The sequence below is a fragment of the Methanosarcina sp. DH2 genome, from assembly GCF_020804225.1.
In the GTDB taxonomy this organism is placed as follows: Archaea; Halobacteriota; Methanosarcinia; order Methanosarcinales; family Methanosarcinaceae; genus Methanosarcina.
This window is the reverse complement of record NZ_WJBI01000014.1, coordinates 40,106-66,051: the sequence shown is the minus strand read 5'-3', so window position 1 is coordinate 66,051 and position 25,946 is coordinate 40,106. Positions and strand designations below refer to the sequence as shown.

At 41.8% G+C, this 25,946-nt stretch carries 17 protein-coding genes and 1 pseudogene; 11 read left to right on the top strand and 7 right to left on the bottom strand.

Features of this window, described 5'->3' with window-relative positions; translation table 11 throughout:
* Positions 1 to 117: 117 nt before the first annotated feature.
* Positions 118 to 2,733, bottom strand: a complete 2,616-nt coding sequence (locus FXV91_RS20275; protein ID WP_229391332.1) for a PAS domain S-box protein — start codon at positions 2,731 to 2,733, stop codon at positions 118 to 120.
* Between the two features lie 229 nt (positions 2,734 to 2,962).
* Between FXV91_RS20275 and cgi121 the strand changes: the two genes are divergently transcribed.
* Positions 2,963 to 3,487, top strand: coding sequence for a KEOPS complex subunit Cgi121 (gene cgi121, locus FXV91_RS14110; protein ID WP_229391331.1), 525 nt, complete (start codon positions 2,963 to 2,965; stop codon positions 3,485 to 3,487).
* 130 nt (positions 3,488 to 3,617) lie between these two features.
* On the opposite strand, the gene FXV91_RS14105 is transcribed toward cgi121, so the two are convergent.
* Positions 3,618 to 4,340, bottom strand: coding sequence for a type 1 glutamine amidotransferase (locus FXV91_RS14105; protein ID WP_229391330.1), 723 nt, complete (start codon positions 4,338 to 4,340; stop codon positions 3,618 to 3,620).
* 281 nt (positions 4,341 to 4,621) lie between these two features.
* Here FXV91_RS14105 and glpX point away from each other — a divergent pair, with 281 nt between their 5' ends.
* The 6 genes from glpX to FXV91_RS19880 all read left to right on the top strand — a co-directional run bounded on the left by glpX (position 4,622) and on the right by FXV91_RS19880 (position 13,147).
* Positions 4,622 to 5,710, top strand: a complete 1,089-nt coding sequence (gene glpX / locus FXV91_RS14100) for a class II fructose-bisphosphatase (protein WP_229391329.1) — start codon at positions 4,622 to 4,624, stop codon at positions 5,708 to 5,710.
* A gap of 351 nt (positions 5,711 to 6,061) precedes the next feature.
* Positions 6,062 to 7,369 carry a tRNA (N(6)-L-threonylcarbamoyladenosine(37)-C(2))-methylthiotransferase gene (locus FXV91_RS14095; protein WP_229391328.1) on the top strand — a complete coding sequence of 436 codons (1,308 nt, stop codon included), beginning with the start codon at positions 6,062 to 6,064 and terminating at the stop codon, positions 7,367 to 7,369.
* A gap of 231 nt (positions 7,370 to 7,600) precedes the next feature.
* Positions 7,601 to 11,740, top strand: a complete 4,140-nt coding sequence (locus FXV91_RS14090) for a hypothetical protein (protein ID WP_229391327.1) — start codon at positions 7,601 to 7,603, stop codon at positions 11,738 to 11,740.
* A 2-nt stretch (positions 11,741 to 11,742) separates the two neighbouring features.
* Entirely contained in the window at positions 11,743 to 12,348 is a 606-nt protein-coding gene (locus FXV91_RS14085; RefSeq protein ID WP_229391326.1) for a sarcinarray family MAST domain-containing protein, read from the top strand.
* A 200-nt stretch (positions 12,349 to 12,548) separates the two neighbouring features.
* Entirely contained in the window at positions 12,549 to 12,770 is a 222-nt protein-coding gene (locus tag FXV91_RS19885) for a sarcinarray family MAST domain-containing protein (RefSeq protein ID WP_255680588.1), read from the top strand.
* 56 nt (positions 12,771 to 12,826) lie between these two features.
* Positions 12,827 to 13,147: a sarcinarray family MAST domain-containing protein gene (locus FXV91_RS19880; protein WP_255680587.1), complete on the top strand. Its 321-nt coding sequence runs from the start codon at positions 12,827 to 12,829 to the stop codon at positions 13,145 to 13,147.
* A gap of 155 nt (positions 13,148 to 13,302) precedes the next feature.
* On the opposite strand, the gene FXV91_RS14075 is transcribed toward FXV91_RS19880, so the two are convergent.
* Together FXV91_RS14075 and FXV91_RS14070 are read right to left on the bottom strand one after the other, a co-directional pair.
* Positions 13,303 to 14,466 (bottom strand): NosD domain-containing protein, encoded by a 1,164-nt coding sequence (locus FXV91_RS14075; RefSeq protein ID WP_229391325.1) that lies wholly within the window; start codon positions 14,464 to 14,466, stop codon positions 13,303 to 13,305.
* A 367-nt stretch (positions 14,467 to 14,833) separates the two neighbouring features.
* Complete coding sequence (locus tag FXV91_RS14070) at positions 14,834 to 15,382, bottom strand: rubrerythrin family protein (protein ID WP_229391324.1); 549 nt, start codon at positions 15,380 to 15,382, stop codon at positions 14,834 to 14,836.
* 820 nt (positions 15,383 to 16,202) lie between these two features.
* Here FXV91_RS14070 and FXV91_RS14065 point away from each other — a divergent pair.
* Positions 16,203 to 16,544: a hypothetical protein gene (locus FXV91_RS14065; protein WP_229391323.1), complete on the top strand. Its 342-nt coding sequence runs from the start codon at positions 16,203 to 16,205 to the stop codon at positions 16,542 to 16,544.
* Positions 16,545 to 16,829: 285 nt separating this feature from the next.
* Here the strand turns inward: FXV91_RS14065 and FXV91_RS14060 are convergent, their stop codons facing one another.
* The gene (locus tag FXV91_RS14060) at positions 16,830 to 17,534 is read right to left on the bottom strand and encodes an endonuclease/exonuclease/phosphatase family protein (RefSeq protein WP_229391322.1); all 705 of its coding nucleotides are present in this window, start codon (positions 17,532 to 17,534) and stop codon (positions 16,830 to 16,832) included.
* A gap of 199 nt (positions 17,535 to 17,733) precedes the next feature.
* Between FXV91_RS14060 and FXV91_RS20270 the strand changes: the two are divergent.
* A pseudogene (locus tag FXV91_RS20270) lies at positions 17,734 to 17,958 on the top strand (DNA double-strand break repair protein Mre11); the annotation flags it as partial.
* A gap of 23 nt (positions 17,959 to 17,981) precedes the next feature.
* Here FXV91_RS20270 and mmrce1 read toward each other — a convergent pair.
* Positions 17,982 to 18,851, bottom strand: a complete 870-nt coding sequence (gene mmrce1 / locus FXV91_RS14055; protein ID WP_229391321.1) for an MmRce1 family CPBP family CAAX prenyl protease — start codon at positions 18,849 to 18,851, stop codon at positions 17,982 to 17,984.
* A 377-nt stretch (positions 18,852 to 19,228) separates the two neighbouring features.
* On the opposite strand from mmrce1, the gene FXV91_RS14050 reads away from it, so the two are divergent.
* Positions 19,229 to 21,370 (top strand): metallophosphoesterase, encoded by a 2,142-nt coding sequence (locus FXV91_RS14050; RefSeq protein ID WP_229391320.1) that lies wholly within the window; start codon positions 19,229 to 19,231, stop codon positions 21,368 to 21,370.
* Positions 21,367 to 24,603, top strand: coding sequence for a DNA double-strand break repair ATPase Rad50 (locus FXV91_RS14045; RefSeq protein WP_229391319.1), 3,237 nt, complete (start codon positions 21,367 to 21,369; stop codon positions 24,601 to 24,603). Before FXV91_RS14050 ends, FXV91_RS14045 begins: the two co-directional genes overlap by 4 nt.
* 110 nt (positions 24,604 to 24,713) lie before the next feature.
* On the opposite strand, the gene FXV91_RS14040 is transcribed toward FXV91_RS14045, so the two are convergent.
* Positions 24,714 to 25,712 carry a TIGR03557 family F420-dependent LLM class oxidoreductase gene (locus FXV91_RS14040; protein WP_229391318.1) on the bottom strand — a complete coding sequence of 333 codons (999 nt, stop codon included), beginning with the start codon at positions 25,710 to 25,712 and terminating at the stop codon, positions 24,714 to 24,716.
* Positions 25,713 to 25,946 lie beyond the last annotated feature (234 nt).

Genomic DNA, 25,946 nt, shown 5'->3' with positions numbered 1-25,946 from the left:
TTTTTTATTTTTTCCTAACTTTAATTCTTATCCCATAATATTATTTTCCTCAAACTAACCTTAATTTTTTCTTCTTTAACTCTCAGGTTACCCTTAATTTTATTTCTTCTTTAACTCTCAGGTTACCTTTAATTTTATTTCTTCTTTAACTCTTTCCTCTTCCTTTTCAATTTCAGGGTTATACAAGACCTGTAAGTAATTCGTAGCATTTTTTTCCTGGATTTTGTTTTCAGGTCTTTTCGGAATTCTGAAGATGAAGGTACTGCCTTTTCCGGGACTTGCTTTTACCCATACCTTCCCTCCATGGAGTTCGACAAACCTTTTGACGAGTGCGAGTCCAAGCCCCACCCCTCCGTGTTTTCTGGATATGGACTCATCGATCTGTACGAATGGCTGGAAAACCTTTTCGTAGTCAACCTCGTGTATGCCGAGACCTTCGTCCTTTACACTGATCTCAACCATATCTTCCCGAAGCTCTGCAGCGATATTTACTTTCCCGCCTTCGGAAGAGAACTTAATTGCATTGTTCAAAATATTGTAAAGGATCTGTTTGAGCTTTACCCTATCAGCAATTATGGTTTTCAATCCCTGTCCAATATTAGTTTCTATACTGATATTCTTCTCAACTGAGAGGGGAGAGAGTACTCTCTGAACTTCTTCAATTATTCCGGGTACGTCCACTGTTTCATAATAAAGCTCAATATTTCCCAGCTCAAGCCTTGAGATATCCAGTACATCATTGATTACGTCAAGAAGATGGTTACCGCTTTTTGAAATATTTTCAGTATACCTCTTTTGTTTCTCGTTAAGAGGACCAAAAGTTTCACTTAAGAGGAGGTCTGAGAAACCTATAACCGCGTTCAGGGGAGTTCTCAGTTCGTGGCTCATGTTGACAATAAAAGTGGTTTTTGCTTTGTTTGCAGCTTCAGCAGCCATTTTTGCCTGAAGCATTTTCTCTTCAGCCTGCTTGCGTTCGGTTATGTCAATTATAATACCGAGAAGCACCGAGTCTTCTTCTGTCACGCCGCTAAATACGAACTTGTTGAGCATTACCTGGTGTACAGAACCATCAGCAAACTTTAAAGAGGTTTCATAGACCCGGGTTGTTTTATGTTTTACCAGTTCTATATCCATTATATGGTACTTTTCAGCAAATTTAGGAGAGGTAAAACTACGAAGAGAGTTCCCCAGGATTTCCTTTTTTTGCATCCTCATAAGAGTTTCAAAAGCCCTGTTGCAGGCAATATATATTCCATTCCTGTCTTTACAAAAGGCGGGTACAGGTATTGAATCCACTAGTTTTCGAAGAGACTCGATCTGCTGAAGCCTTACAATTTCCAGCCTCTTTACCTCAGTGAGGTCCTCTACAAGTACGATGCCTCCGGCAAGTCCTGAGTTTTCAGACATTAGAGGCTTGTATGTTATCGCAACAGGTATCCTTCCATTCCCTCCATTTTTATTGCCAGATATGTACTTCATATCATAGTGTACAGGAACTTCTGGGAGGTGTGTGGCACTTTTTTCTTCAGGATTTTTTTCTTCAGGATTTTTTTCTTCAGGATTTTTTTCTTCAGGATTTTTTTCTTCTAAAAGATTAAGTAAATTTAAGCTGATTTTTTCCTTTTCATGGTTTCCAACAAGATTCACAAAGCTTTCATTGCATAGAGTAATTACTCCCTCTGTATCGAACTGGGCTATTCCTCCGGGAAACTCTTCAAAAAGCATCCGGTATTTTCTTTCCGAATCCCTCAGGGCTTCTTCGGTATGCTTCCTTTCACTTATGTCCCTTCCGATGGATATTACGGCTGCCTCTCCTTCGTATTCAATTAGCCTGTTGTTGATTTCTTGAGGAATAACCGTGCCGTCTCTCCTCAGGGAGTCCATTTCAAAAATAAAATATCCGGTTTGTTTTAGCTTCTCTATCTGCTGTCCGAACTCGGTAAGGTGGATATTGGTCCGTAAATCTTTAATGTGCTTTCCGAGCATTTTGCTACGTGTATATCCGAAGATTTCACAGGCTACATGGTTTGCTTCCAGAACCCTGCCTTTCATGTCATGTATGAGAATGGAGTCCCCTGAACTCTCAAGTAATGTCTTAAACTTTTTGTCCGGACTTTCTTGCTTTATTCTGAGAAATTTCCATTTTCCGTTTCTTCTTGTCAGCAATTTTTCCCCGGCTTCTATAAGGTCGAAAACCTCCCCTGGGGAAAGATCTTCCTCTTTAATCATAAAGAGTGACCTGATTTTCTTTTCAGGTATATTTTCAGCAAGGATACGTCTTAATTCTTTAAGGGAGCCGGTAATTGATTTTCCAAACGTTTTAACTTCCAGGTTGATGCGCAGGTACCGCCAGTTTCCTGTATGGATAAACTTAATAATCTCTTTTTGCGGAGCTCCTGCTTTCCAATCAAAATATATCTCTGAAACCTCAGGCTGCTTGACAGAAACGGCTGCCGCTTCCTGCAGGGGGATTATCTTGAGCCTTGCTGTTTTTATGCAGTTTTCGATATCCAGCTCCGAGTTTGCAAGCAAATCTTTTGCTAACTCTGCACTTTCAGGGTTCGGGACAAGCCAGATGCAGCGCTCGTTTTGTTGCAGCCCTGCCTTAATATAAGCTGCTGTAAGCTCTGTCCTTTCTTCCGCTTCCTTATAGATCGCAGTAAGGCCATTGGACGGAATAACTGAACAGAAACATAACTCTGACTTGATCCTATTATTTTTTATGTTTAACACCTTCCCGGAGACATATGGACTTAGCTCTCCGAACTGTTTAAGTGCAAAATATATTAGGGACTTTTATAATATATATATAACTACTCCATTAATTTTATTAGTCATTAAGTTTATACATTGGAAGAATAAAAACCTTTATATCAGGTCCAGATTGCCTGCTTGCTTTATCACACATTTTCCTCAACCGAAACCCTTATTGTAGAGTCCGGGATATGGCAGGAGTATGGAAATGCAAAGGGAAATCCAGGTTATTTGCGGAGCGGTGGGAATCCCGAACCTTCCCGGTTTTCTAAAGACAATAAATACAACAGCTTCCGAAAACAGAGTAACAATCCAGGGTCTGAATGCCGACCTTGTCGCGGGCGAAAGACACCTTCATTTTGCAGTAGGGAAGGCTCTCAGAGCTGTCGCAGCAGGTAGGAACGTTGCAAAAGACCCGGGCATCGAGATCATGCGTTATGCAGCCGGAGAGAGGCAGATTGAAAGGAGTTTTTCTATAGGCCTGCATGAAGGAGAAAATAATGCGGTTTTCGTGCTGCTTGGAAAAATGGATAATTTGCTTCCTGCTTTCTCCGAACTTCAGAATCTTATCGAAGAAAAACCGTGTTCTGAACTGCTTGCTTATTCCAGTGCGAAAAGGAAAGGGATCCTTTCTCTCTTCAAAATTACAGATGCAGAAATAGAAGCCTCAGGAGAAGAACATATCCCGGAACTCGTGATCGAAAGAGTAGCTCTCGCAGACTTCTTAAAATAAGCAGAAATTAACTTGAACAGAACTTAAATTAATGCCTGGATTTAAATTAATGCCCAGGCTTACCTGATTTTTAAACACAGGATTATCTTTTTAAGCTCCTATTTCATATTATGACCTTTTCGCCTCTACCTCAATTTTCACACTTTTTCTCAAACCAGTCCATCAGGGAAAAAGCAATATTTCGGGAGCCTCCAAGAAAATGTTCATGCCTGAGTATTTCCTCTTTAGACTGGATGAATTTTCCTTCAACAAGCTCGTGCCCCGAATCCTCTATAAGGTTCCCTATCCACTGCCTGTCAGCTTCAGGGTGAAACTGCAGCCCGAGAATGTTTCCTCTATAAATAAAACCCTGATTCAGGCAGGCTTCGCTTTCGAAAAGTCTTACTGCGCCTGCGGGAGTTTCAAAAGTTTCTCCGTGCCACATGAAAGCAGTAAATTCGGGAAATAAGCCTGGAGGGAACTCTGAGCTTATCCCTTCCTCATTGTTCGTGTCTTTTCCTGGTAAAAATTTCACCCTGTGCCAGCCTATTTCCTTGAACCTACTTCTGGTAACTTTTCCTCCGAGAACCTCTGCAATCATCTGTGCTCCAAAACAGCTTCCAAGCACAGGTTTGCCTGTATCTATTACCTTTTTTACAAACTCTTTTTCAGGCTTGAGCCATGGGAACTCCTTTTCCTGATAAACACTCATTGTACCGCCCATTATCAGGAGCAAATCAAAGTCTTCAGGCTCAGGAAAGACAGGTTTTTCATAAAGCAGGGTTTTTGTCAGGCTGTGCCCTCTCAGGGACACCCAGGTCCCTATATTTCCAAGGGTCTCATTTTTAAGGTGCTGGAGGCAGTGGACTTTCATGGTTTTTTCACTTCAGTTGTGAGTGTAATAAAAAGTTTTCGTGTTTAATATTTCCGTATTTATAATTGATTCGGGTCAACCTTATACTGTCTTATTGATATTTTTATAGGGTTTTCTTCGATAGATATTTCATGAAATAAATATCTGTCTTTGGACCTTGCTAATAGATTCCTTAATATAGTATTGTGCCAACAGATCACATAAACAGACAAAGGGAATAGTTAGAAAAGGATTTTTATTTCAGGATTTTATCAGGAAGCAGGAAATAAGAGTCGATTATCATGCCTCATCCAAAGACTGTAGAAGAGATGTTCGAGTGTGCCGGGCCTATTGAATACAACTTGCTGCCAAGGCTCATTCATGTAACCGAAGCTGCTGCAATTGCCGCAGCCTATCAGATGGGACGCGGGGACAAGCACTTTGCCGACCAGGTAGCAGTTGCCTCCATGCGAAGGATGTTGAACAAGCTTGACATGAAAGGCATAATTAAGATAGGGGAAGGAGAGAGGGACGAAGCCCCTATGCTTTATATCGGAGAAGAGGTCGGGACAGGGAAAGGTAACCTTGAAGTTGATATTGCAGTTGATCCTCTGGAAGGCACAAACCTTACAGCAGACGGCTGCCCGGGTTCGGTTGCAGTCATGGCTATGGCTGAAAGGGGAGGGATCTTCCACGGTCCGGATATCTATATGGACAAGATAGTTGTCGGTCCGGATGTTGTTCGTTATGAAATGGACCATCCTGATGAAAGGATCGATCTGGATGCCCCTGTCAGGTACAACCTTCAAATTGTTGCAAAAGCGCTCGGAAGGAGCGTTGAAGAACTTGTGGTAGTGATTCTTGACCGTCCCAGACACGTCCAAAAAATAACCGAAATCCGGGAAGCTGGAGCCCGCGTAAGGCTGGTTACCGACGGAGACCTTATGCCTGGCGTTGCAACTGCTGTCCGTGGCTCAGGGATCCATATGGTTATGGGAGCAGGTGGTTCGGGAGAGGCTGTCCTGACAGCCGCTGCAATCAAGATCCTGGGTGGAAAAATCCTTGCAAGGCTTGTCCTGCCAACCGTTGCAAACGGAAAGACGAAAGACAAAATTGAGGAAGAAATCGAAGAAAAAATGCCCAGGCTCGAAAAGATGGGAATCACCCTTGAGAATCTTAATGACATCCTTGATACCGATAGACTTGTTCCAGGAAAAGATGTAATTTTTTCCGCAACAGCCGTAACTCCGGGTCACTTCCTGCGTGAAGCCAACCTCTTTGGTGGCGGAGATGCCAGAGTACACACAGTCTCCATGGGTGCATCTGGAGCTGTCAGGTTCACAGACAGTATTTATATCAAGGATAAGCGGGAGACTCCACTCTACCTGTAAATCCTTTTTTCATCTTTTTATTTCCACTACTTTTTGAAACACGGACCGGTGTGGATCAGGTATCTTCTCAGGTATCTTCTCAGGTATCTTCTGGTATAATCAGTGAATATGGATTATGGACATCGTTATAAATATCAGGGCAAACTGCAAAATTTTGAGCCGAAGTATTAATTCGAAGTGTCAAGTCAAAATATCAAGTCACAGTACGAAGTCAAAATGTCAAATCAAAATGTCAGATCAAAAAACCAAATCAAAAATGTCAGATCAAAAAATAAAATTAAAAAATAAAATCAAAAAATAAAATTAAAAAATGTCACGTCAAAGTGTCAAATCAAATTGTGAAGGCAGAGTATGAAAGTCTATCTTGAGAGTTTTGGTTGTTCTGCAAGCCAGGCATCAGCAGAGATCATGAAGGCAAGTGTGGAAAGGCTCGGGCACGAATTATTGAGCCCTGGCGCTGTCAGTCAGGCAGAGATTTATATATGCAACTCCTGCACGGTCAAGTATACAACAGAACAAAAAATCCTCTATAAGATCCGCATTATGGGCGAGAAGGGCATCCAGGTAATTGTTTCCGGCTGCATGCCCGAAGTCCAGCTTGAAGATATCCTGCATGCAAACCCTGAAGCCCATATTCTTGGGGTAAATGCAATTTCTCGTCTGGGCGATCTTCTCTCCTCTATCGAAAAGAGGGAAAAGTCAGGGATTTCCGGAGGAGAGCACCTGGAATTGCGGACTTCCGAGCCCATGGGTTTTCTTAATGTCCCGCGTGAGCGCTCCAACCCCATTATTCATATCTGCCAGATCTCCCAGGGTTGCAACTTCGCCTGCTCCTACTGTATAGTAAAGTATGCAAGGGGTAAGCTTCGCTCTTTCCCGCCTGAAGAAATCGTAGAGGATATTCGCTCCGCAGTTGCAGACGGCTGCCGGGAGATCTGGCTCACCTCACAGGACGACAGCCAGTACGGTATGGATACAGGCGTCAAACTCCCTGAGCTCCTGCGCATGATTTCGGGAATTCCCGGTGATTTCAAGGTAAGGGTCGGCATGATGAACCCATTTTCCGTTCTTCCTATCCTGGACGATCTGGTAGATTCCTTCGACTCCGATAAAGTTTTCAAGCTCCTCCATCTTCCGATTCAGTCTGCCTCTCACTCTGTACTGAAAAAAATGAACCGCCTGCATAAAATGGACGCTGTGGATAAAATCATTATGAAATTCCGTTCTCGCTTCGAAGACCTCTCCCTTTTTACCGACATAATTGTTGGCTTCTGTGAGGAAACCGATGAGGATTTCGAAGAGACTGTAGAATGGGTAAAAAAATACCGCCCGGAAAAGATCAATATTTCCAGATACTCCCCGCGTCCGCACACTAAAGCCTTTTCTTTCCGGAACCTCGATTCCAGGATTTCCGTGCAGCGCTCCCACACTCTACATAAAGTCTGTGAGCAGATAAAGATCGAGTCCAAGCACGAGATGATTGGTTGGAAAGGCAGGGTTTTTGTCTCGAAATATACGGAGATGGGGGATGTTCTTACACGTACTGATTCCTACCGCCCGGTTGTGATTAGTGGCTCCAATCTCAGGCCCGGTGAGTATGCTAAAGTGGAAATTACGAGCGCGAAGCCCGGCTATTTCCTGGGGAAAATTATCAGTTAAGGATGAAATGTGTCAGCAAATAACAGTATCAACAAATAAAATAAATTATTTTTTTCAATTTTTTTGATTTGCTTTTTACTTTTTTTTTCATTTATCTCCCTTTTATTTTTATTTATCTATCTTTTATTTTTATTTATATGCTTTTCCAATATAAAGGAAACTATTTATGCATAAAACTATCTAATATTTTTTACTCTAATTCTTCAATTCTTTACAATATTTATTTTGCGGGTGAGGCGTATAGCTGGGAAACAATTTATTAAACGCTCTTTTTTCAAATGTTCCTGGTTTTTCCAGGATACCAGCGCCTATATTCCTTATGCTGTGATAGGGATTTTCATTGTCCTTGCTGCAACCTTTACTTCTGTCTACCTTCTGAAAATGGACAGCGAAGTTGCCGAAACAATCTATACTACTGAGAAAAGCGATCCCAGGCAGACGGCTATCAATCTCGCCGTGTATGATCTTTCCCGCTGTCTTAACTATGCCGGGATGGAAGCTCTGGAATGGCAGGGAGAACACCCTGTTATTCTGCCCGAAGGCTCTCCTGTTGAGAGGTTCTCCGAAGACAATTTTATGGCAGTTCCACAAAACCAGAACCTTGAGAAAGGAGACACCCTTCAAATCTCCTTAAACCTGCCCTCCGATGTCTGGGGTAGAATCGAATCACTCTGGAAAAACAGGGACGTTGTCCTGGTCGTAAAAGATTCTGCAGGGAAGCAACTCAAACGTGTGAATTATGGTAAAGCTACCGGTTTTCTTCAAAAAGTTTCCTTTGATGAGTATGTGGAAGTTCCGGAAACTGGAGAAGCAGGATATGCATCCATTGAACTCTATTATGGAGACGAACTCAAAGCCTCGGACTGGTTCCAGATTGAAGCAAGTCCTATAAAGGATATCACGGCAGAATCTTTCAACAGGCTGCTTTCGGCAAACTACCAGGGCAACAGCCATACCTTCAGGGAATATGCCATTAATGTGGAACCTGATATAGAACCCGAGCAAATAAAGGTAAGAAAAGTTGAAGGGACCCTTCAGCGGGAGATTTCCCCTGCGGACAAAAGCTATACGATTTACTATATCTTTGAAATTCCTGTTTTGAACTATACCCTTATAGACCTTGAATCCGGAGAAACGTTCAATATGAGCATGAACCTCTCCACCCTTATCACCTCAAGGGAACCCCTGCTCGAAGAGCTTGTCAGGGAATATGAAACCGCACTCGGAACATCTTCAGGCCTGGACTCAACTTCCAATATCGTGCTCGGGGCAACAAACCTGAGGACTTTTATTTACGGCCCCTGGCAACATTATGCAAACGGCCCTTTGAACATTCTGACAAATCCTGCCCTTGCAAGTTCTGTCAATGGAGCCACACTTTACACTCAGAAAAAAATCTTTGACTCGGTTGACCCTCTGGCTCTTACATACACCACTTACTATAATGGAAAGGTTCTGTATGAAGATGTCCGCGCTTCCAGCAGTGCAAAGACCAGCCCGAACCTGCTGAACTCAACCACTTCGAACGTCTCTGTGATTCCCTATGATTATGAAATGGATGAGAGAGTGAATCTCACGACTACTTATTCTTCCCTTGCACAGAACAAATCCTTTTCCCTGGAAGTGGAAAAAGGTATAGAGAAATCCCTTGTGGAATCAAACACTTCCTACGACGAGCTTTCCGAGTATGCGGAAATAAATGTCTCAGCTTCAGACTACACAGAAGGAGTCCTTGACGGCTGGGTCTTCAATGACCATGTGTGGGCAAAGGAAAATCCTGACCTTATCCACACGGTTACAAACAGTGTCTACACTGCTCCTGTCCAGGGACAGATTATAAGGGACGGCTTTAATTCCCCTGGCCCTCTGGCTTCAACAATCACAGCGGATTTTGACCGGGATTCGGTTTCATACAGCGGGTACACTGTCAGCTGGGATTCTGATTATCTTGCATCAGGTACACATGCAGGGTCACGTGTGCCCTCTTATCCCTGGAGTAACTCTGTTACAAATTTCTATTCGGAGACTCTGGATCCTGAAATCGATCCTCCAAGAGGGAAGCTAAAAAGCTGGCAGATTATAGATGCCTCTGTTAGCTTGAGGTCCGTAGAGGTAGCTGACGTAAGAGTTGAACCTCACTACGAGTACAGAGCTAATGACCTGCTTGTTGCCGAAAACAGAACAGGTGACGGCTATCTCAGCAGAGAAAACCACATTTTTGATTGGGGCGTCCGCTATGATATCTATTATAGAATCAGGACAACGTGGAGAATTAATTATGATTATACATACACATACGTCTGGCACACGGTCAACCATCACGCGGACGGCACCACATCCATAGAAGCAAATTATGCCTCATCCAGCGGCTCTGATTCAGAAACTATAAGCAAGACCGATTCCGAATCCCTTTTCCACACAGAAACCGAATCCGAAAACCTTACAATAATTTATCACCAGCGTCCTCCGACAGGCAGCTACAAGGGCATATCTACCTATACCGATCCTATAGAAAGGGAATACAGGGAAACAACCCTGTACACAGCCGGTGCAGAAAGGTTTGATCCCTGTTGTTCCGACGCTGCAGACAAATATAGAACTGCTTATGTGGACCTCAGAACAATCCAAAGCGCTTTCTGGGCTTACCCTGACAGGAAGTATCTTGCACAGCGTGCTGTCAACTGTGATATCCCACCCTGGCTGCACAGGGTGATGGCCGAAGAAGTGCTGGCAATGCTTGATGCTGTTGAAAAGGACAACCCCACTTTCAACTACTCTCTCCTTGAATCCCCTGGCCAAGACCCTACAGACCTTCAGGTGAAAACTGCCGAAAAACTCATTCTTGACCTCAAAGCAAGCCGGGAAGCCTATGTAAACAAAAAGCAACACCTCACCCATGCCGGGAAGATGTACAGTTCAAGCGATTCTGCCCGATACATTGCAAGAAACGAAGCCTATAACAGGCTGCTTAAAGACATCGAACAAAAAAACAAAAAACTGGATACCAACCTTAACTCCTACATCCTCAAAGCCCTTGAGAAAAAAGGCCTCAGTACCGGTGCGTTTGATAGTGTAACCTCAGGTCCCATGACCCTTTTCGACAACCCTGCAATAGATAGGGCCGCCTCTGCTCTTGGAAAGGATATGGGCATTATCTCCACAATGACAGTAACAGGCCAGCCCGAAAGCAAATACAACTGGACTGAAAACCTGACCCTCATAGTTGACCAGAAGCCGAACTATCTCTATCACGACCCGGACTTCGACCTCAGGGGAGAATACGAATGGGGTGACTCTATGGGAGGGAAAACAATCTACCCCCTCGGTGTCCGGAACACCTGCATTTTCACAACCAACATTTCCGAAGAAATTGCAGACGCCATCTCCTCAAGCGGTGAATACGTAAAGACCGAAACCTCCAAGCAGATCAGCCAGAGCATTTCCACCCTGAACACAGAAGTTAACCTGCTGGAGCAGAACCTCAGCGAACAGGGAGTTTCTTTAGACACAGCCCGCCTTAATACGGAAGTCCACAACCTGAAACTGGTCTATGCACGGGAAATGAGACTTCAGATCACTGACAAGGTAGCCGGTGAAGTAAGTTCAAACCCTGTTATTTCCGGCTGGATCAAAAAAGACCGTGTCCGTGCAGTTACAGCTGGTTATCTTAACAGCCTCTCCGATGAAGAATTAATTGAAAAATCTACTACAGACCAGCTCGCAACCGAACTTGCCGTCATCGTGAAAACAGAAATTCGGAATTCAAACCCTTCGGTTGGGCCCGATGAACTTGAAGCCACTTTGAACAGAGTTGACACAGACGTCAGAATGGGTGTTGCAAATGGGATCTGTGCAGTCACAGCAAGTAAGGGGGAGGCTCTTGATATTTTTTTTGGGATTATTGATGGTGAGCTGAAAAATCTGGCAGACGAGACCGTTGATAGGTATTCGGGGGAGGTGGCAGATAAGGTCACAAAAAGGCTTGATAGGACGATGGCAGCTGTTCCGTGCGGGTTACCTGTATTACCTCCGCATTGGATTTTTACGGTTAATGTTTGGACATATGAGGTGAAGGGAGAGTACGAAATGTTTACTATTAACGATAATGATAATGAAGTGATTCCTAAACCTTATTTTGGTCACAAAGGGCAGATGTATGTGAGAAAATACTCCGAAATTTATGATCCGATAAAAACTGATGAACAAGGATATAATCTGAAATTAGGAACCAATACTCCAATTAAGTTCAAATTTTCAGGATATGCTGCTACAGTTGTTGGCCCTGGTGTAAAAGGGGTTGGGGATAAAGAAGGTGGTATATCTGAGCAATCAGTTGGATATGAAAACCTGACGATAAAGTACGGAGAATAATAATGAGACTAAGAAACATAGCTTTTGGAATAATTCTCAGTTTTATATTCTTTCAAAGTAATGCCACTGCACTAAGTGAGTATGGAAAAATGGACGTATACTTTAACGATCAAATTTTGCCAGGCGAAATGGTTGCAACACCTATATTAAAGGTCGGGGAGCCTTTTAACATAAAAGTAAACATTACAGTCTATCAAGAATATAAGGTGTCTGGACAAATATCAGAGATCGGAAGTGGCGATTTTGAAGTGATTGAGGGTCCTTCCCAAATGGGTAGATATTCTAGTGTTAATTTAAAACCAAACGAATCTCATATTTTTGAATGGACTGTTAAACCAACTGAAGGATGGGCAGGTGGCTCGCTTCCTATCAACTTCCATTATTCTTTCCTCGAAAAAGGAAACCCAGAGCCGATTCTGAATAGTGGTTTCACGGTCGCCTACTGTACCATCTCAAACGAATACTATAAAGGCGAAATCCCCACTTCTGAAAACCATCCCGTTTCAGAAACTGAACCTTCTTCCACATCCACAGCCACGCCAGCTTTCAGTTTAATAACAGCTATTTCGGCACTTGTGCTTGTATTTTTCAGATTCTCTCGCCAGTAAATACTGTGACGGGAGATGAAATTTATTTTTAATCCGATTAGCTCAAGTTATTCTAATACCGAGTAGATCACATTTCACCTAACAGGATAATCTGCTACAATCATTGGATCTAGAACAAAGGGAGTTGGAGATTAAACAGGAGTTAGAATTGAAAAATCAATAATATATTGTGCTCTTTTAACAGAGCTTTGGGGGTAATCATGAGACAAAAGGTAACAATAATCGGGATAGGTTTAATTTTATTTACGAACTTAGCGTCTGCATATAATCCTTATGGAGAAGTTTATGAATACGACCTTTATTTCAACGGCAAAATCTTAGATACTACAGAAGTCCCAAAACCTATATTAAAAATAGATGAACCATTATTCACAGTAAGGATTGATTTTAAGATATATATAAAAAATCTGAATTGTCTGTAATGCTAAGTGAGATAGAAAAGAATAATTTTTATGTGATAAATAGTTCAACCTAAAGAATGAATATATATACCGGGGATGTTGTAGAGGAGAAATCCACTAAATCATATGAATGGATAGTTGCCCCAACCGAAAATTGGGCCGGTGGAGTCTTATCAATAGATTTAGTATACCAGATAAATGATTTTGAAACGGGAAATATTTTAGTTAACAGCGGGTTCACCATTGCTTACCCATATATAAGCACCGAATACTACGAAGGCCAATCTCCTGCCTCAACATCACCAGAAACTACAACTTTCCCTGAATTAACTCCCGCCTTCACAGCTATAGGCACTCTCCTTTCACTGGTAATGATCCTTACAGTATTCCGCCGCTAAATATTTCCCCGGCACTCGGAATCCTTAATAAGTTTTATTGTTGGAGCAAACTGAATACCTTATTTCGTCGTTTTTATTTTCATCCTCTTTTTTTAACAATCACAACTGCTAATAAAAGAGCATTGATTATTAAATCAAAGTTTATAGGTGCTTGTTTAATTTCGGTCTGATTTCTGGGGTATTTTTCCGTTGTCTTTTAATGGAAGGTAATCCCATCCGTCATACTCTACGTCATACCCTTCGTCGCAAATCCCATCACCATTTAAATCTGGCAGTTCGTGACTTATCCCATTTCCATCGTTATCTAACCAGCAATTTCCGGCGATATCGGATTCGCCAATTATGTTTTTCCCGGGTGTTTTGCTCACGTTCCAAGTATTACGGCCATCGCCCCATGCAATATTTTTTGGATTTCTAAAATAATTATTATAGATTAGATTTGAATAAGCGCTCGCAAACTCTATCCCATATTTATTATCCATAATCACATTACTACTGATGTTGTTATGTTTTGAATCATAGATATTGATTCCCTGTCCATTTTCAAGAATCCAGTTATTGACAATTACATTATTATCTGCCCAGCTTATAGAAATACCATCATTTTCATTTCCTTGTATCAAATTGTCGTATACCGAACTATAATCTGAATCATGAATCAAGGTAATCCCGTTCCAGTTCTCAGATAAGTTGTTTTCGTGGTATACGTTACCAATTTCGCAGTAATCTTCCCATATTGCACCACCAGATTTTGTAATCGTGTTTCTTCGAATTAAATTGTTTCCTGCTAAATATAGGTCGATTCCTTTTCCACCTTTCTTGCCTTCCATATAGTTATCTTCAATTGTACAGTTGTAAGACCTTATGATTGTAATCCCTTTCTTACACCCAATAAATATATTATTTTTAACAGTAATATTTTCATTATCCATAATAACTATACCATAATCTTGGCCAAGTTTGTAGTAAGAAGCGATAGTAATTCCTTTAAATACAGTATTGTTAGCATCGATCTCTACTGCAACAACATCTGGAAGAGGAGCTTTTATTGTCACATCTGTTGGATCTCCGGTTTTAGAAATTATAGTCAAAGGTTTGTCAATGACCAAATTTTCAATATATACTCCAGATAAGATAATTATGTTGTCTCCATTCGATGATTCGTTAATTGCAGCCTGTATAGATGTATATTTCTCAGAACCATTAACATCAACAGTTATATCCCCGGCACAAGCAGTAGGTATACTTGCGGGTATAGCTATCACCAACAAGGCTAAAAAGAAAAATTTCGTTGTCGACTCTATCAATTTTCCTACCATGTTTATTGAAATGTCGAATAAACTAATAAATGTAATGAAGAAAAATATCTTCAAAAATATTCGTTGACATATATTTTATATTTTGAACTTAAAGTACAGGCAATGACAATATTTCATTTAATCCACTTTCCGCAGTAGTTTTTCGAAAATAAATATTTTCACAATAGCTTTTCAAAACGTATTTACTGCATCCACGCCAGCCTTTACACTAGCCGGCGCAATTTCAGTTTTTGCATTGGCTTTTGCTCTTTATCGCAGGTGAAAATCCTGCTTGAGCTTATTTTTGAGCTTATCCTATACATATTCTAAAAATACGAAATTCAAAAAAGTAAGTTTTGAGTTATAGGATAAGCTCGCCTTTTGGAAATTATCTAAACGCGGTAAACTTCTCTTTTACTGCACCACATACTGGGCATCTATCCGGTGCCTCTCCTTCGAGAGTATATCCACATACCTCGCAAATCTGGACAGGGCCGAGTTCAACATCTTTTCCTGCATTAACCGATTCGAATGCTTTTTCAAAAAGCTGTTTGTGCAGTTTTTCAGTAGCATACGACCATTCAAAACTTCTCTGCGCGATTTTTTCTCCTTGGAATTTTGCTACCTCTATGTATACGGGATACATTTCTTCAATTTCAAATGTCTCGCCGTCGATTGCTAGTTGAAGGTTTTTAATTGTGTCCCCTGGACCAAAAGCTGCCATGCTGTTTGCGACAAATCCCCCATTGAGATGTTTTAATGCTTTGTAATGGTCTCCTGCATGAACGTATTCAGCATGAGAGATTGCGCGGAATAGGCGGGCTACATTTGTGAATTTTTCTTTTTCAGCCTGGTTTGCAAAATGCAAATACCTCATATGTGCCTGGCTTTCCCCACCAAATGCATTGATAAGATGCTGTTCTGTCATCTTTTTCATTTAAAAAACCCCTTTTCAATAAAATTCGATAATTCAATAGCTTCAGACTTACGCATTCATCCTGTTATTTTTCTATTCAATTGTGTAAGTCCGAGTTTGTCTCTTATTTGAGTTTAAGAGAATAAAAGTCTTTTTGGTTCGGGAAGAGGCTTAGAACAGCTTTTTTAGGTAGCTGTCTGAGATCGGAAACGCACTTTAATGAGCTGATCTAGGCAAGAATCTGGAGTTATGGGTGGATATTCAATGATGAGTTTTCAACTGGGTTTTTAATATACCTCAAATCCACTTTTCGATCAGGCTCTATTTTCGATGATGTGATAATTGCAATTCGAGTTTAAAAGTTAAAAATTTAGGTATGGTAAAGGGCAAAATTATATGATATTTGAGCCCCTCCGGGTTCCCACGGAGTGTTTGAGTCTGCCAGGCATCTTTTTAGTCTCTTTACCTTTTTATCGCCTTCATTTTTTTATAATTATTAATTATACGGAAATTTTATTCTATTTGACTTATATATTTATCAGATATATGCATATACGCTTACAAGCAATTGAAATTCAAATCTATTTATCTAAAAATTAAAAGCACTTAACCCGAATAACCTAACAAATCGATTGCTGTGGATGTTATACAACTGAAGTACAGGGATTTGAAATGTCAGTCTTGTGACTGGATATTATAATACTAGTACTGCGATTTCGAAATATTCACAAACCTAGACTTTTGAGTCTGCCTACATATCACGAATCTACTACAAAATAAAGGATTTATTTTTGGAATCGATGCACTAGATTAAATCAGGTAAAGGTTTGGAGAGTAGCAAATGGGAAAACAAAAATTTGGAAGCAAAGGAAAGATATTGGGCGTTTTCTTGTTAGTCCTCTTTATAGCTTCATTAGCAGCTGCGCCAGTAAGTGCAGCTTTCTCGACAAAATATGGGAACGAAAAATCTGACAGCTATGATCGCGGATACAGAGAAGGATACCATATAGGGTACGGTGATGGATTTAAAGATGGAATAGCTGGTAAAGATCCAAAGGTATTCATTATGATCTACTATGGGCCAGATTCTGGATATGATGGCGGATATTTTAACGGATATAAAGCCGGATACGGTGAGGGATATACTGCCGGAAAGAAACTCTATACTTCCTTCCCTAAATGAACATAGTCATGGTCTCCCAGGGGATGATAATTTGTACACAAGCAAAAAGAAGTAAGAAAGCAGGATCTACATGGTTGAAGCATTGAACCGGACACATTAGGCACTATAATCAAATTCTTGTCTTGGATACTCTGAAATTCCGTACTACTATTTTTCTTCAACTGTATAACTCCTAATTCATTTTTCATTTGTTAGAGAATAAATGTCTTTTTGGTTCGGAGAACGTCTGGATGTACCAGTGAAACTCTGATTTTAGAGGTTAGCTACTTGAAAAAACCAGTAAATTTACTCGAATTCTGCCATTAATGGCATGTGATCACTTAAAGCGATCCAGTCTTCATATTTACCAATAGAAAATTCTTTAGTGCAATTTATGATGTCCGTTGATGCAAATATATAATCAATATGATAAGGAGTTTTTCTGTTTTTCCTGAAGTATAAGGTTGGTTCTTTCTCATGACCAAAACTTATATTTGCAGATTTATGGTACGCGCTATGTATCTCAAGTTGTTTTAAAAAGTGAATTACATTGGTGAGTGTTCCGTAAAGAGGATAGTCAGGTTTTCTATCCCAGATAACGTTCCAGTTGAAGTCTCCTGCAATAATTACTGGAGATTTGAGCATATCTTTATAATAATTCAACGATTTCCAAACCTCTCCTATATATCTTCTTTTAGGATCTTCTTTATTATTCTGTGACCATATTGCGATAAGGTTTGTAGCTTTTGGATTGGTCATTTTAATCGGGAGAACATATCTATATTCTTCACAATAGGATTCATGTAAAGAAATTTCTATGTCGTTGAAACTGAAAACCCCTAAGCCTTTGTTTTTATTATCCCCGATCCACAAAACATTCGAATAAAAGTCATCAGTAAATTTGCCCGGATGTTCGCATTCCGGAACAATCAGTAAATCTGGATTGTATGGAAGAATTTTCTCATACTTTTTCCTGAATGCCATATTACAATTCCAGGTTACAATTCTCATTTTGACACCATTAATATGATGATATCTAATGTTGATACGTTTTCAATGTGATGATTCTTCAGTGCATGCTCATTTTTCAGATCTTGTGACATTTTTTGATTGATACTATTAAAAAGTAGATGATTTGTCTCTCTATTTTTTCCGGCGTGGTTGATGATTTCTCTCTGATTTCTCAAAGCATATCGGTTTCAGCCGTTCGTTTAAGGTTAATGCAATTCTCCTCGGGGATTACCACAAATACGAAAAAATAAAGGTAGGGGAAACCTGGGTCACATACCCGGGCAGTACCGAACGCAACAGTGCGTCCGAAAATGAGACCCGTTCTTACAATATCATCACTCTTTTCGGGGAAGGGCTGGAAATCAGCAGGAGGACTATTCCTACCCGCAATTTCCTTCTCATTATGGCAAAAATCGACGGGGAAATTCAGTTAACCTCAGAGATTTGTCACTCAGTTAACTCCAGTGATCCTGTCATTCTCGGTAACTCGTCAACTCCAGTAGTAAGATGTTCTTTCGAAAAAAACATCTCTTTGTCTGATATGAAAATAATGGCAGCAACGATAGTAACAACCACAGTTTCAATGCACTTTGCAAATTGAGTCATTTGCAGAGCTTCCTGCGAGAAATTGATGCAAATGTGAATGAGAATCGCTGCCAGAACACTTTTTCCGTTTTTTATGTAGATCCAGCTGATAATCACTCCCATAGGGATAATGCTGACAAAAAAATTCACCGCATACCAGATGTTTTCGTGGAAAATCTCGTACTGGTAAAAGTGATTGACAAAGATCAGCGGGAAGTGCCAGAGCGACCAGAGTATACTGAAAACAATCGATGCCGTAAAGAAAGTGTGCCGGCTTTGCAGACTTTCAAAGCCGTATCCTCTCCATCCAAGCTCTTCAAAAATTGAAGCCAGGATAAGAGTAAGAAACGCAGGGACAAACCCTGATGAAAAAGAGTAATTTTCAGCAAATTGAAATTGAGAAGTCGATCCACCAAATGGAAGAGAAAGAAAGATAGATACCAGAACAGTGAGTGGCATTATTAAAAAAAATGCCAGTAGCACTTTTGGGTTTATTAACCTGAGATTGATAAACCTGTTGATAAAATCCTTTTTTAAATCCGAATTTTTAGATGTAAATATCATAAATAATGCAATAAGAAAAGGCGTCATCATTCCAAGTAACATTAATAATATATACAGTCCGCTATCATCATGAAAACTTAAATATGCCCCTGAAAACCAGAGAGCATAGGTTATAATAAAAATGGTAATATAATAGGCTCCGGGTTTGTACCTGTAGTTAGGAATCATCTTTCTCCCACCTTTTAATTACTATGACTATTTCTGATTTTTTGCTATTCACCCCTATTTTTGCAGTCAAAAGTAATAAATTTGTTCTTAATTTTTGGCAGTGTGCCTAATTTTCTGTATTCTGTTAAAAAGGTGACAAATTATAATCGTAATTTATATTATTTCTGACATATATGCTTTTTTATTTGAATTCGTGATTTTTTATAAAAAGAGTAGATTTAAATCATGAGTAACCACTCCAACGCGTTAATCGAAATGATTAAGAATAATGTTCAGGCTTCGCTGAATTAACATGAGCTCTTAGCCACGAGTCTGTGGAAATGAGTTAAATACTAATATACAAATCCTTATAGCGTTAAAACCAGAGACTGATATTCATGGTTCAGGAAACAAGGATACTCCACACAGCAGACACGCACCTGGGATACCGGCAGTACCACAGCGAGGTACGTAGGCAGGACTTTTTTAAGGCTTTTGAGGTAGTCATTCAGGATGCGGTTGACATGCAGGTTGATGCTGTCGTGCATGCGGGAGACCTTTTTGATTCAAGAAACCCGACCCTTGAAGACCTCCTTGAGACGATGAACCTCCTGTTCCGGTTGAAGGCTGCAAACATACCTTTTTTTGGAATTGTCGGGAACCACGAGAGCAAGCAAAATATCCAGTGGCTGGACCTCTTTGAGGAAATGGGGCTTGCAGCAAGGCTCGGGAAAACACCGCAGCTGGTAGGGGGAGGAGGCACGGCAATTTACGGGATTGACAGCGTCCCGAAGTCAAAGATTCCTCTTTACGATTATTCAGGGTTTGAAGTTCCGGAATCCCTGCCGGAAAACTGCAGGAAGCTGCTTGTAATGCATCAGATCGTGCAGCCTTTCCCGTATGCGGACTGGGACTGCACCGGGGTGCTTGAAAACCTTCCTTTTAAGGTTGATGCAATTCTTCTCGGGGACTACCACAAATATGAAAAGATAAAGGTAGGGGAGACCTGGGCTACATACTCGGGCAGCACAGAGCGTAATAGTGCATCTGAAAGCGAGCCCCGTTCTTACAATATTATCACTCTTTCCGGGGAAGGGCTGGAAATAAGCAGAAGAACTATCCCTACCCGAAATTTCCTGTTCATTACGGCAAAACTTGACGGGGAAGAAAAGCCATACGAACAGATTTTTTCTGCCGTAAACGAGCACCTTGAAGAGCTACCGGAGTCGGTGGTGTTCCTGGATATTTCAGGAGATTCAGGTCCAGTCCTCTCCTTCAGCGAGATCGAAGAATACCTGTTAAGCAAAGGAGCCCTCGTGGCAAAGGTTAACGACCTCAGGGTAAAAGAGGGTCTCCTCCCCGAGGAAGTTATCAAAGTTGCATTTTCTGATCCCGACCATGCAGTTGCCGAAGAGATCCGCAGGATGAGCTTGAACGACGGCGGGCTGATAGTCGATGAGATTATCCGGAGCCCGGACGTGTCAAGGTCAAGGGTGGACGAAGAAACAGAGAACCGGCTCTCGGGATTGATTGAAGCACTGGATTTCAAAGACCCGGATTTCAAGATAGAGATCCCTGTCAGTCCTATTGTTCCTATCGTTCCCATTATTCCTACCTTTCCTGTCAGTCCTGACAGCTCTGCGAGCCCTTCAGGTCCCATCGGGATTGGGGAGCCTGAAGAATTCAAACCTGAAGGTGTTGCTGGACAGGTTAAAAGACAGGTTGAAAATCTCGAACTTGCAGGAAGGGCTGACTTTGCGACAATTGCCGGAAAATCTGAGATCCTGAGGGCTTTTGCAAGAATTGAAAGCTCTGAATCTCTCAATAATAGTTTTGAAGACCCTGACGAAGTTTCTGAAATTCCTGATAAGGTTCATGAAACTCTCGCTAAAACCCCTGAATCATTTAATGAGAGCCTTGAATCTCTTCATGTACCCGTAACATACGGAAGTGCCGAATCCTCTGAAACTGCCGGGTTATATGAAAATGCTGGACCCGCAGAGGCACATGTAGAAACCGAAATTCCCGAAGTCGTTCCTGGTCCAGAAGTTGATTCTGGAGTTACTATTAGTCCCTTGGTCAGTTTCCAGGATGAAGAACCCTCTTCATCTGAAACTCTGGAGGAAACTCCCGGAACCCTTACAGAAATTCCTGGAGAAATTCCTGGGGAAGATAGAGAAGAAAGAACCGAGTTCGGGACAGACGCCGGAAATAAAATAGAGATAGAGGCTGGGAATCTATCCGGGTTCGGAATAGAAATCAGTCCCGAAAAAGACGGAAGGGACAAAATCGGAAAGCTTCCGGATGAAAAATCTGCGAATGAAAAACCTGTGGATGAAAAGTCTGTGGATGAAAAGTCTGTGGATGAAAAGTCTGTGGATGAAAAGTCTGTGGATGAAAAGTCTGTGGATGAAATACCCCCGAATGAAAAACCATCCCAGGTTCCGGATAGAATCGTAAAACCGGTAAAGCAGAGCCAGAAAAGAGGAAAAGAAAAGCCTGCTGTGCCCAGACAGTATAACCTTGGTGATTACCTTTGAAGCTGAAAAACCTGTACATAGAAAATATCCGGAGCTACAAAAAGCTGGACTTTGCTTTCGAAGATGGAGTGACAGTTATTTCCGGGGTAAACGGGAGCGGGAAATCAAGCCTGCTCGAAGCCTGCTTCATGGGGCTTTTCGGGAGCAAGATCCTTTCAAAGGACTTTGTACTTGCGGATATGATTTTCAAAGGGGCTGAGAGTGCAAAAATCAACCTGGGCTTTGAACATCTCGGGAAGGAGTATCTCCTTGAGCAGGCTTTCAGGTACTCTGCGAAAAGTGAAAATGCTTCAAGTTCAAGGTGCGTGCTCTATGCGGACGGGGAGAATATTGTTGACCAAGCGACCCGAACCTATGAAGAGGTATGTGCCCTCTTGAACATGGATGAAGAAGCGTACAGGAACTGCGCGTATATCCGGCAGGGAGAAATTGACGTTCTTATCAATGCAAAGCCAAAGGATAGGCAGCGCATGATTGATGACCTGTTGCAGCTAGGAAAGCTTGAGGAGTATCGCGAAAGAGCCGGCTATGCGAAGACGGCTGTCCGAAGGCTTGAGAGGGATGCAAAAAACAGCCTTTCGGGCGTGAAAGCCGAAATCGAAGGAATTGAAAGCACTGAACCCTTTGCCTCACTTAACAGGCTCAGGCAAAAGGTGAAAGATGCTGACGTTGCCTTGGATAGTCTTAATGACAAAAAAGAATTTGCAGCTGCTCGTAAAGGAGAACTTGACCTCAGAATTGCAGACTACAGGGAACGCCTGCAGGAAATTGAGGCTTTGAAACAGGCTATCTTTAAGGCTCAGGAAGATAAGGCAGGCTGTTTTAAGGAAAAGGAAGTCTTTTCAGGGGAAGCCCAGGGGTACAGGCATGTTTTGCTTGAACTCGGGGAAGAAAACACTGGCTTGAGAGATGAGTGCTGCTTTGGAGGCCTCGAAATTGAACCTCTGCTTTTGCGCCAGGAAAAAGAGGAGTCCTCTTCAAGGGAAAAGGTAAACTCTGCATCAAAAGAACTTGCCCTTCTCCTGAAAGAAGAAGAAACCAGCGTACATGCTTTAAACGAGCTTGAAAAAGAAAGGATTGAAGCTGAACATACTCTGCTTGAGTGCAGGGCCAGTATCGGGGCTGCAAATAAGGAAATTGAAGGGTACAGGGAAAATATAAGGAAGCTCGAAGAGGAAAATAAAGGACTGAAAGAAAAAGCGGGCTTTAAAACAGGCTTAAGTGAAGACCCTGGGGCTATTGATGAAATCGCTTCGGTTATAAAAGGGCTTGAAGAAAAAGAAAGTCTTCTCAGGGACCGGAAAAATGAGGTTTCGGCAAAGCTTGGTCTCTCCCTTCAGGAAAAAGAAACCGGAGACTCAAACCTGCTTGAGCTTGAAAAGGAACTGCAAAACTGCAGGGCTGCATTCCGGAAAGGAAGCACAGAAATCGAGGTTCTTGAAAATGAACTCAGAGACAACTCAAAATCAGTACTGGATATCCGGGAGCAAAAGTCCGGGGTTTTATCCGAACTGAAAGGGCTTGGCTTTACCGGAGGCCAGCTCGATAATCTGGAAGATTTTAGCGAGATTCTGCTGGAAAACAAAAACAGGTTGCATGGGCGGGAAAAAGAGCTTGAGGCTACTTTAAGGGAAATTGAAAACATCCTCCGGAAAAACAGGGAACTGCTTGCCGAAGGGAAATGCCCTACCTGCGGGCAGGAACTTAAAGGGTCAGAAATCGCGTGCACGGCAGAAGAATGCGAAGAGAAAAAAGGAAAGCTTGCTTCGGAACTTGCAGAAATAAAGCTTCAACATGCTGAACTTGAGAAAAAACTCACTCGACTCAAGGATGCAAAGAAGCTGGAAAAGCAGATTTCGGATTATGACATTGAAATTGAAAAGCTCACGGAGAAGGCAAAAGCTTCCGGGAAACTGATAGAGACCCATAGAGCCCGGATAGAGGAAGACTCCCTGAAGCTTGAGAGCCTTAATAGACGGAAACAGGAAATTGAAGCCTCACTTAGTCAGCTTCTTTCGGACACTAAAGCCCTGCAGGACCAGGAAAGGGCGGCTCAAAACGCTCACAGTGAAAGTGAAAAGGCTCTCCATGAGGCAAAAGCTTTTGAAAGAAAGCTTGCCGAAAATGTCTCTGAAATCGAAGCCCTGAACGGAAGAATCCGGACTTCCCTTGCTCTGATCGAAAATTACGGGCAAAGGCTTGGAGAGATCAATCAAAAATTAAAAGTGTTTGCAGAAAAGGAAACTTTGTCAAAAGAAAAACTTGAAGCTCTCGAACTTGGTCTCGAAGCCGTGCGGAAAAAAGAAAATGAGGCAAAAAAAGCCCATGCCGAAAGTGAAAGGCTTCTCGGGCAGGCAAAAAAACTTCAGGCTAACCTGCTCCGCATGGAAAATACCAGGCATAAAATCTCCGAGCTTGAGACTGCTATACGAAATCTGGCAGAAAAGGTAGGTTTCTTTGACCGCGATATCCTTGAACGCAGCGAGAGGATAAAGCAGCTGGAAGATAAACTGGAAGGAAACAGGCTTGAAGAACTCCAGCAGAAGCGCTCTCAGTTTGAACAGGCTCAGGTAAAAATTGCAGAGAATATCCGGGATGTAACTGTCGAAAAAGATGCTTTACTTAAAGAAATCGGCATGACTGAAAACAGCTTAAAGCGCCTCAGAGAACTCAAAGAAGAGCTGAGGGCTCTTGAAAACAAACGGCTGTATCTTGAAGCCGTATACGGAAATGCCGAAGAGCTTGAAAATACTTATCTGCGCGTCCGGGCTGATATGCGGGCAAGGAATATAGGTGCCCTCTCCGTCCTCTTAAATGAGATGTTCGGCTTCATGTATACAAACAACGCTTATTCACATATCGAGCTTGATCCGGAATACAACCTGACTGTTTACAGAAAAGACGGCACCCCTCTCGAGCCCAAACTCCTGAGCGGAGGCGAGCGTGCAATCTTCAACCTTGTCCTGCGCTGTGCAATCTACAGGCTCCTCGCACTTGGCTTTGGCGGAGACAGGGCAGAAGGGCTTCCTCCAATGATCCTTGATGAACCCACAGTTTTTCTGGACCGCGGGCACATCAGGCAGCTTTTGAAACTCATAGATATGATGCGAAGCATTGGAGTCGGTCAAATCATAGTGGTTTCTCACGATGACTCTCTTATCGATTCTGCAGACCATGTTTTCCAGGTAGAAAAAGACCCTCTTACCAATATGTCTTCAATCTTAAGGCTTTAAAAAAAACTTTCTTGCACGGTAAAGGAAAGTCCTGCGCAGTATGGAACGTATTAAAAGGCAAAGTAAAATTAAAATTAAATAGCAGAAAAAAATAAGTTTAACGGGAATATTTATCCCATTTTCTTTAAAGCAGGTAAAACGTCTTTTCCATAACCCTCGATAAAAGCTACCTGGTCCTGTGCTGCCGAGTGAAAGTATAGATGTGTAAAACCTGCATCAATATACTGTTTTGCAAATTCTATGTGCTTTTCCGGGTCATCTGATATGAGGACTGATTTCTGAATAATATCCTTACCAACTACTTTGCCGTTCTGCACAGACATGGTAGGAGTATAGATTTTATTCAGGAAAAGGGCAGGTATTAAAGCTCCTGCCCAGTATTTTTTGAAGCTCTCAACCGCTTTTTCGAGATCTCCGGTATAATCTACAAAAAGTTCTATAGCTTTTGGCATCTTTTCAAAGTCTTTGCCGGCATCAGTGGCCCCTCTTCTGACCTCAGAAAGCATCTGTTCATATTCCGGCATCTCCAGAGCTCCTCCTACGGTCATAAGCCCGTCCCCGTAATATCCGGCAAGGTAGGCGCTTTCCGGAACAAGGGACGAAATATATATGGGAATCTCATTTTTGGGCAGGGTATACAGTTTAGCCTGCTTCATGCGGTAATAGCACCCTTCGAAATCTATCTTTTCTCCGGTCCAGAGGCTGCGGATAAGTTGTATGGCTTCAATCATCATTGCCTGGCGCTCTCTAAAAGTCGGCCATTCGTAGGTCACCGGGTATTCATTGAGCGCTTCCCCGGTCCCTACTCCTAGATAGGTTCTGCCTCCAGCCAGAGAAGAGACAGTTGCCGCTGCCTGCGCAATGATAGCCGGATTATAGCGCAAAATTGGGCATGTGACCCCCGGACCCAGTTCAATGGTCTCTGTCCTTGCAGCTGCGGCTCCAAGCCAGCTCCAGGTAAAACATGCCTGTCCCTCCTCGCTCCAGGGATGGAAATGGTCACTAACATCTATACTTTCAAACCCATTTTTCTCGGCTGCGATCACCTGTTCCAGCATCTCTAAAGGTGGAAACTGTTCAGGTCCAATTTTACATCCTATCTTAAGCATATTTGCCCCCCGTATTCCAGTTATATATTGGATAATTATATTTTCGTGTTAATACAATCTGGTCTTGACGCTCTTTACGATATATCTAATAAAAACAGTATTGGATGAAGCAAAAATGAATCCTGTATGATATGCCAGGATAATTGTATTTATAATCTCGAAGTTAAAAAGCGAAAAGAAATAAAGATACAGGTCGGGAAAAAATGTGAAAAAACATAAGATAACAAAAATAAA

Coding starts and splice junctions, on each gene's coding strand:
- FXV91_RS14085 (WP_229391326.1), top strand. CDS start 11,743: ATGAGACTAAGAAACATAGCTTTTGGAATAATTCTCAGTTTTATATTC.
- FXV91_RS14065 (WP_229391323.1), top strand. CDS start 16,203: ATGGGAAAACAAAAATTTGGAAGCAAAGGAAAGATATTGGGCGTTTTC.
- FXV91_RS14105 (WP_229391330.1), bottom strand. CDS start 4,340: ATGAAAGTCCACTGCCTCCAGCACCTTAAAAATGAGACCCTTGGAAAT.
- FXV91_RS14050 (WP_229391320.1), top strand. CDS start 19,229: ATGGTTCAGGAAACAAGGATACTCCACACAGCAGACACGCACCTGGGA.
- cgi121 (WP_229391331.1), top strand. CDS start 2,963: ATGCAAAGGGAAATCCAGGTTATTTGCGGAGCGGTGGGAATCCCGAAC.
- FXV91_RS14075 (WP_229391325.1), bottom strand. CDS start 14,466: ATGGTAGGAAAATTGATAGAGTCGACAACGAAATTTTTCTTTTTAGCC.
- FXV91_RS14060 (WP_229391322.1), bottom strand. CDS start 17,534: ATGAGAATTGTAACCTGGAATTGTAATATGGCATTCAGGAAAAAGTAT.
- FXV91_RS14070 (WP_229391324.1), bottom strand. CDS start 15,382: ATGAAAAAGATGACAGAACAGCATCTTATCAATGCATTTGGTGGGGAA.
- mmrce1 (WP_229391321.1), bottom strand. CDS start 18,851: ATGATTCCTAACTACAGGTACAAACCCGGAGCCTATTATATTACCATT.
- FXV91_RS14095 (WP_229391328.1), top strand. CDS start 6,062: ATGAAAGTCTATCTTGAGAGTTTTGGTTGTTCTGCAAGCCAGGCATCA.
- FXV91_RS19885 (WP_255680588.1), top strand. CDS start 12,549: ATGAGACAAAAGGTAACAATAATCGGGATAGGTTTAATTTTATTTACG.
- FXV91_RS19880 (WP_255680587.1), top strand. CDS start 12,827: ATGAATATATATACCGGGGATGTTGTAGAGGAGAAATCCACTAAATCA.
- glpX (WP_229391329.1), top strand. CDS start 4,622: ATGCCTCATCCAAAGACTGTAGAAGAGATGTTCGAGTGTGCCGGGCCT.
- FXV91_RS14040 (WP_229391318.1), bottom strand. CDS start 25,712: ATGCTTAAGATAGGATGTAAAATTGGACCTGAACAGTTTCCACCTTTA.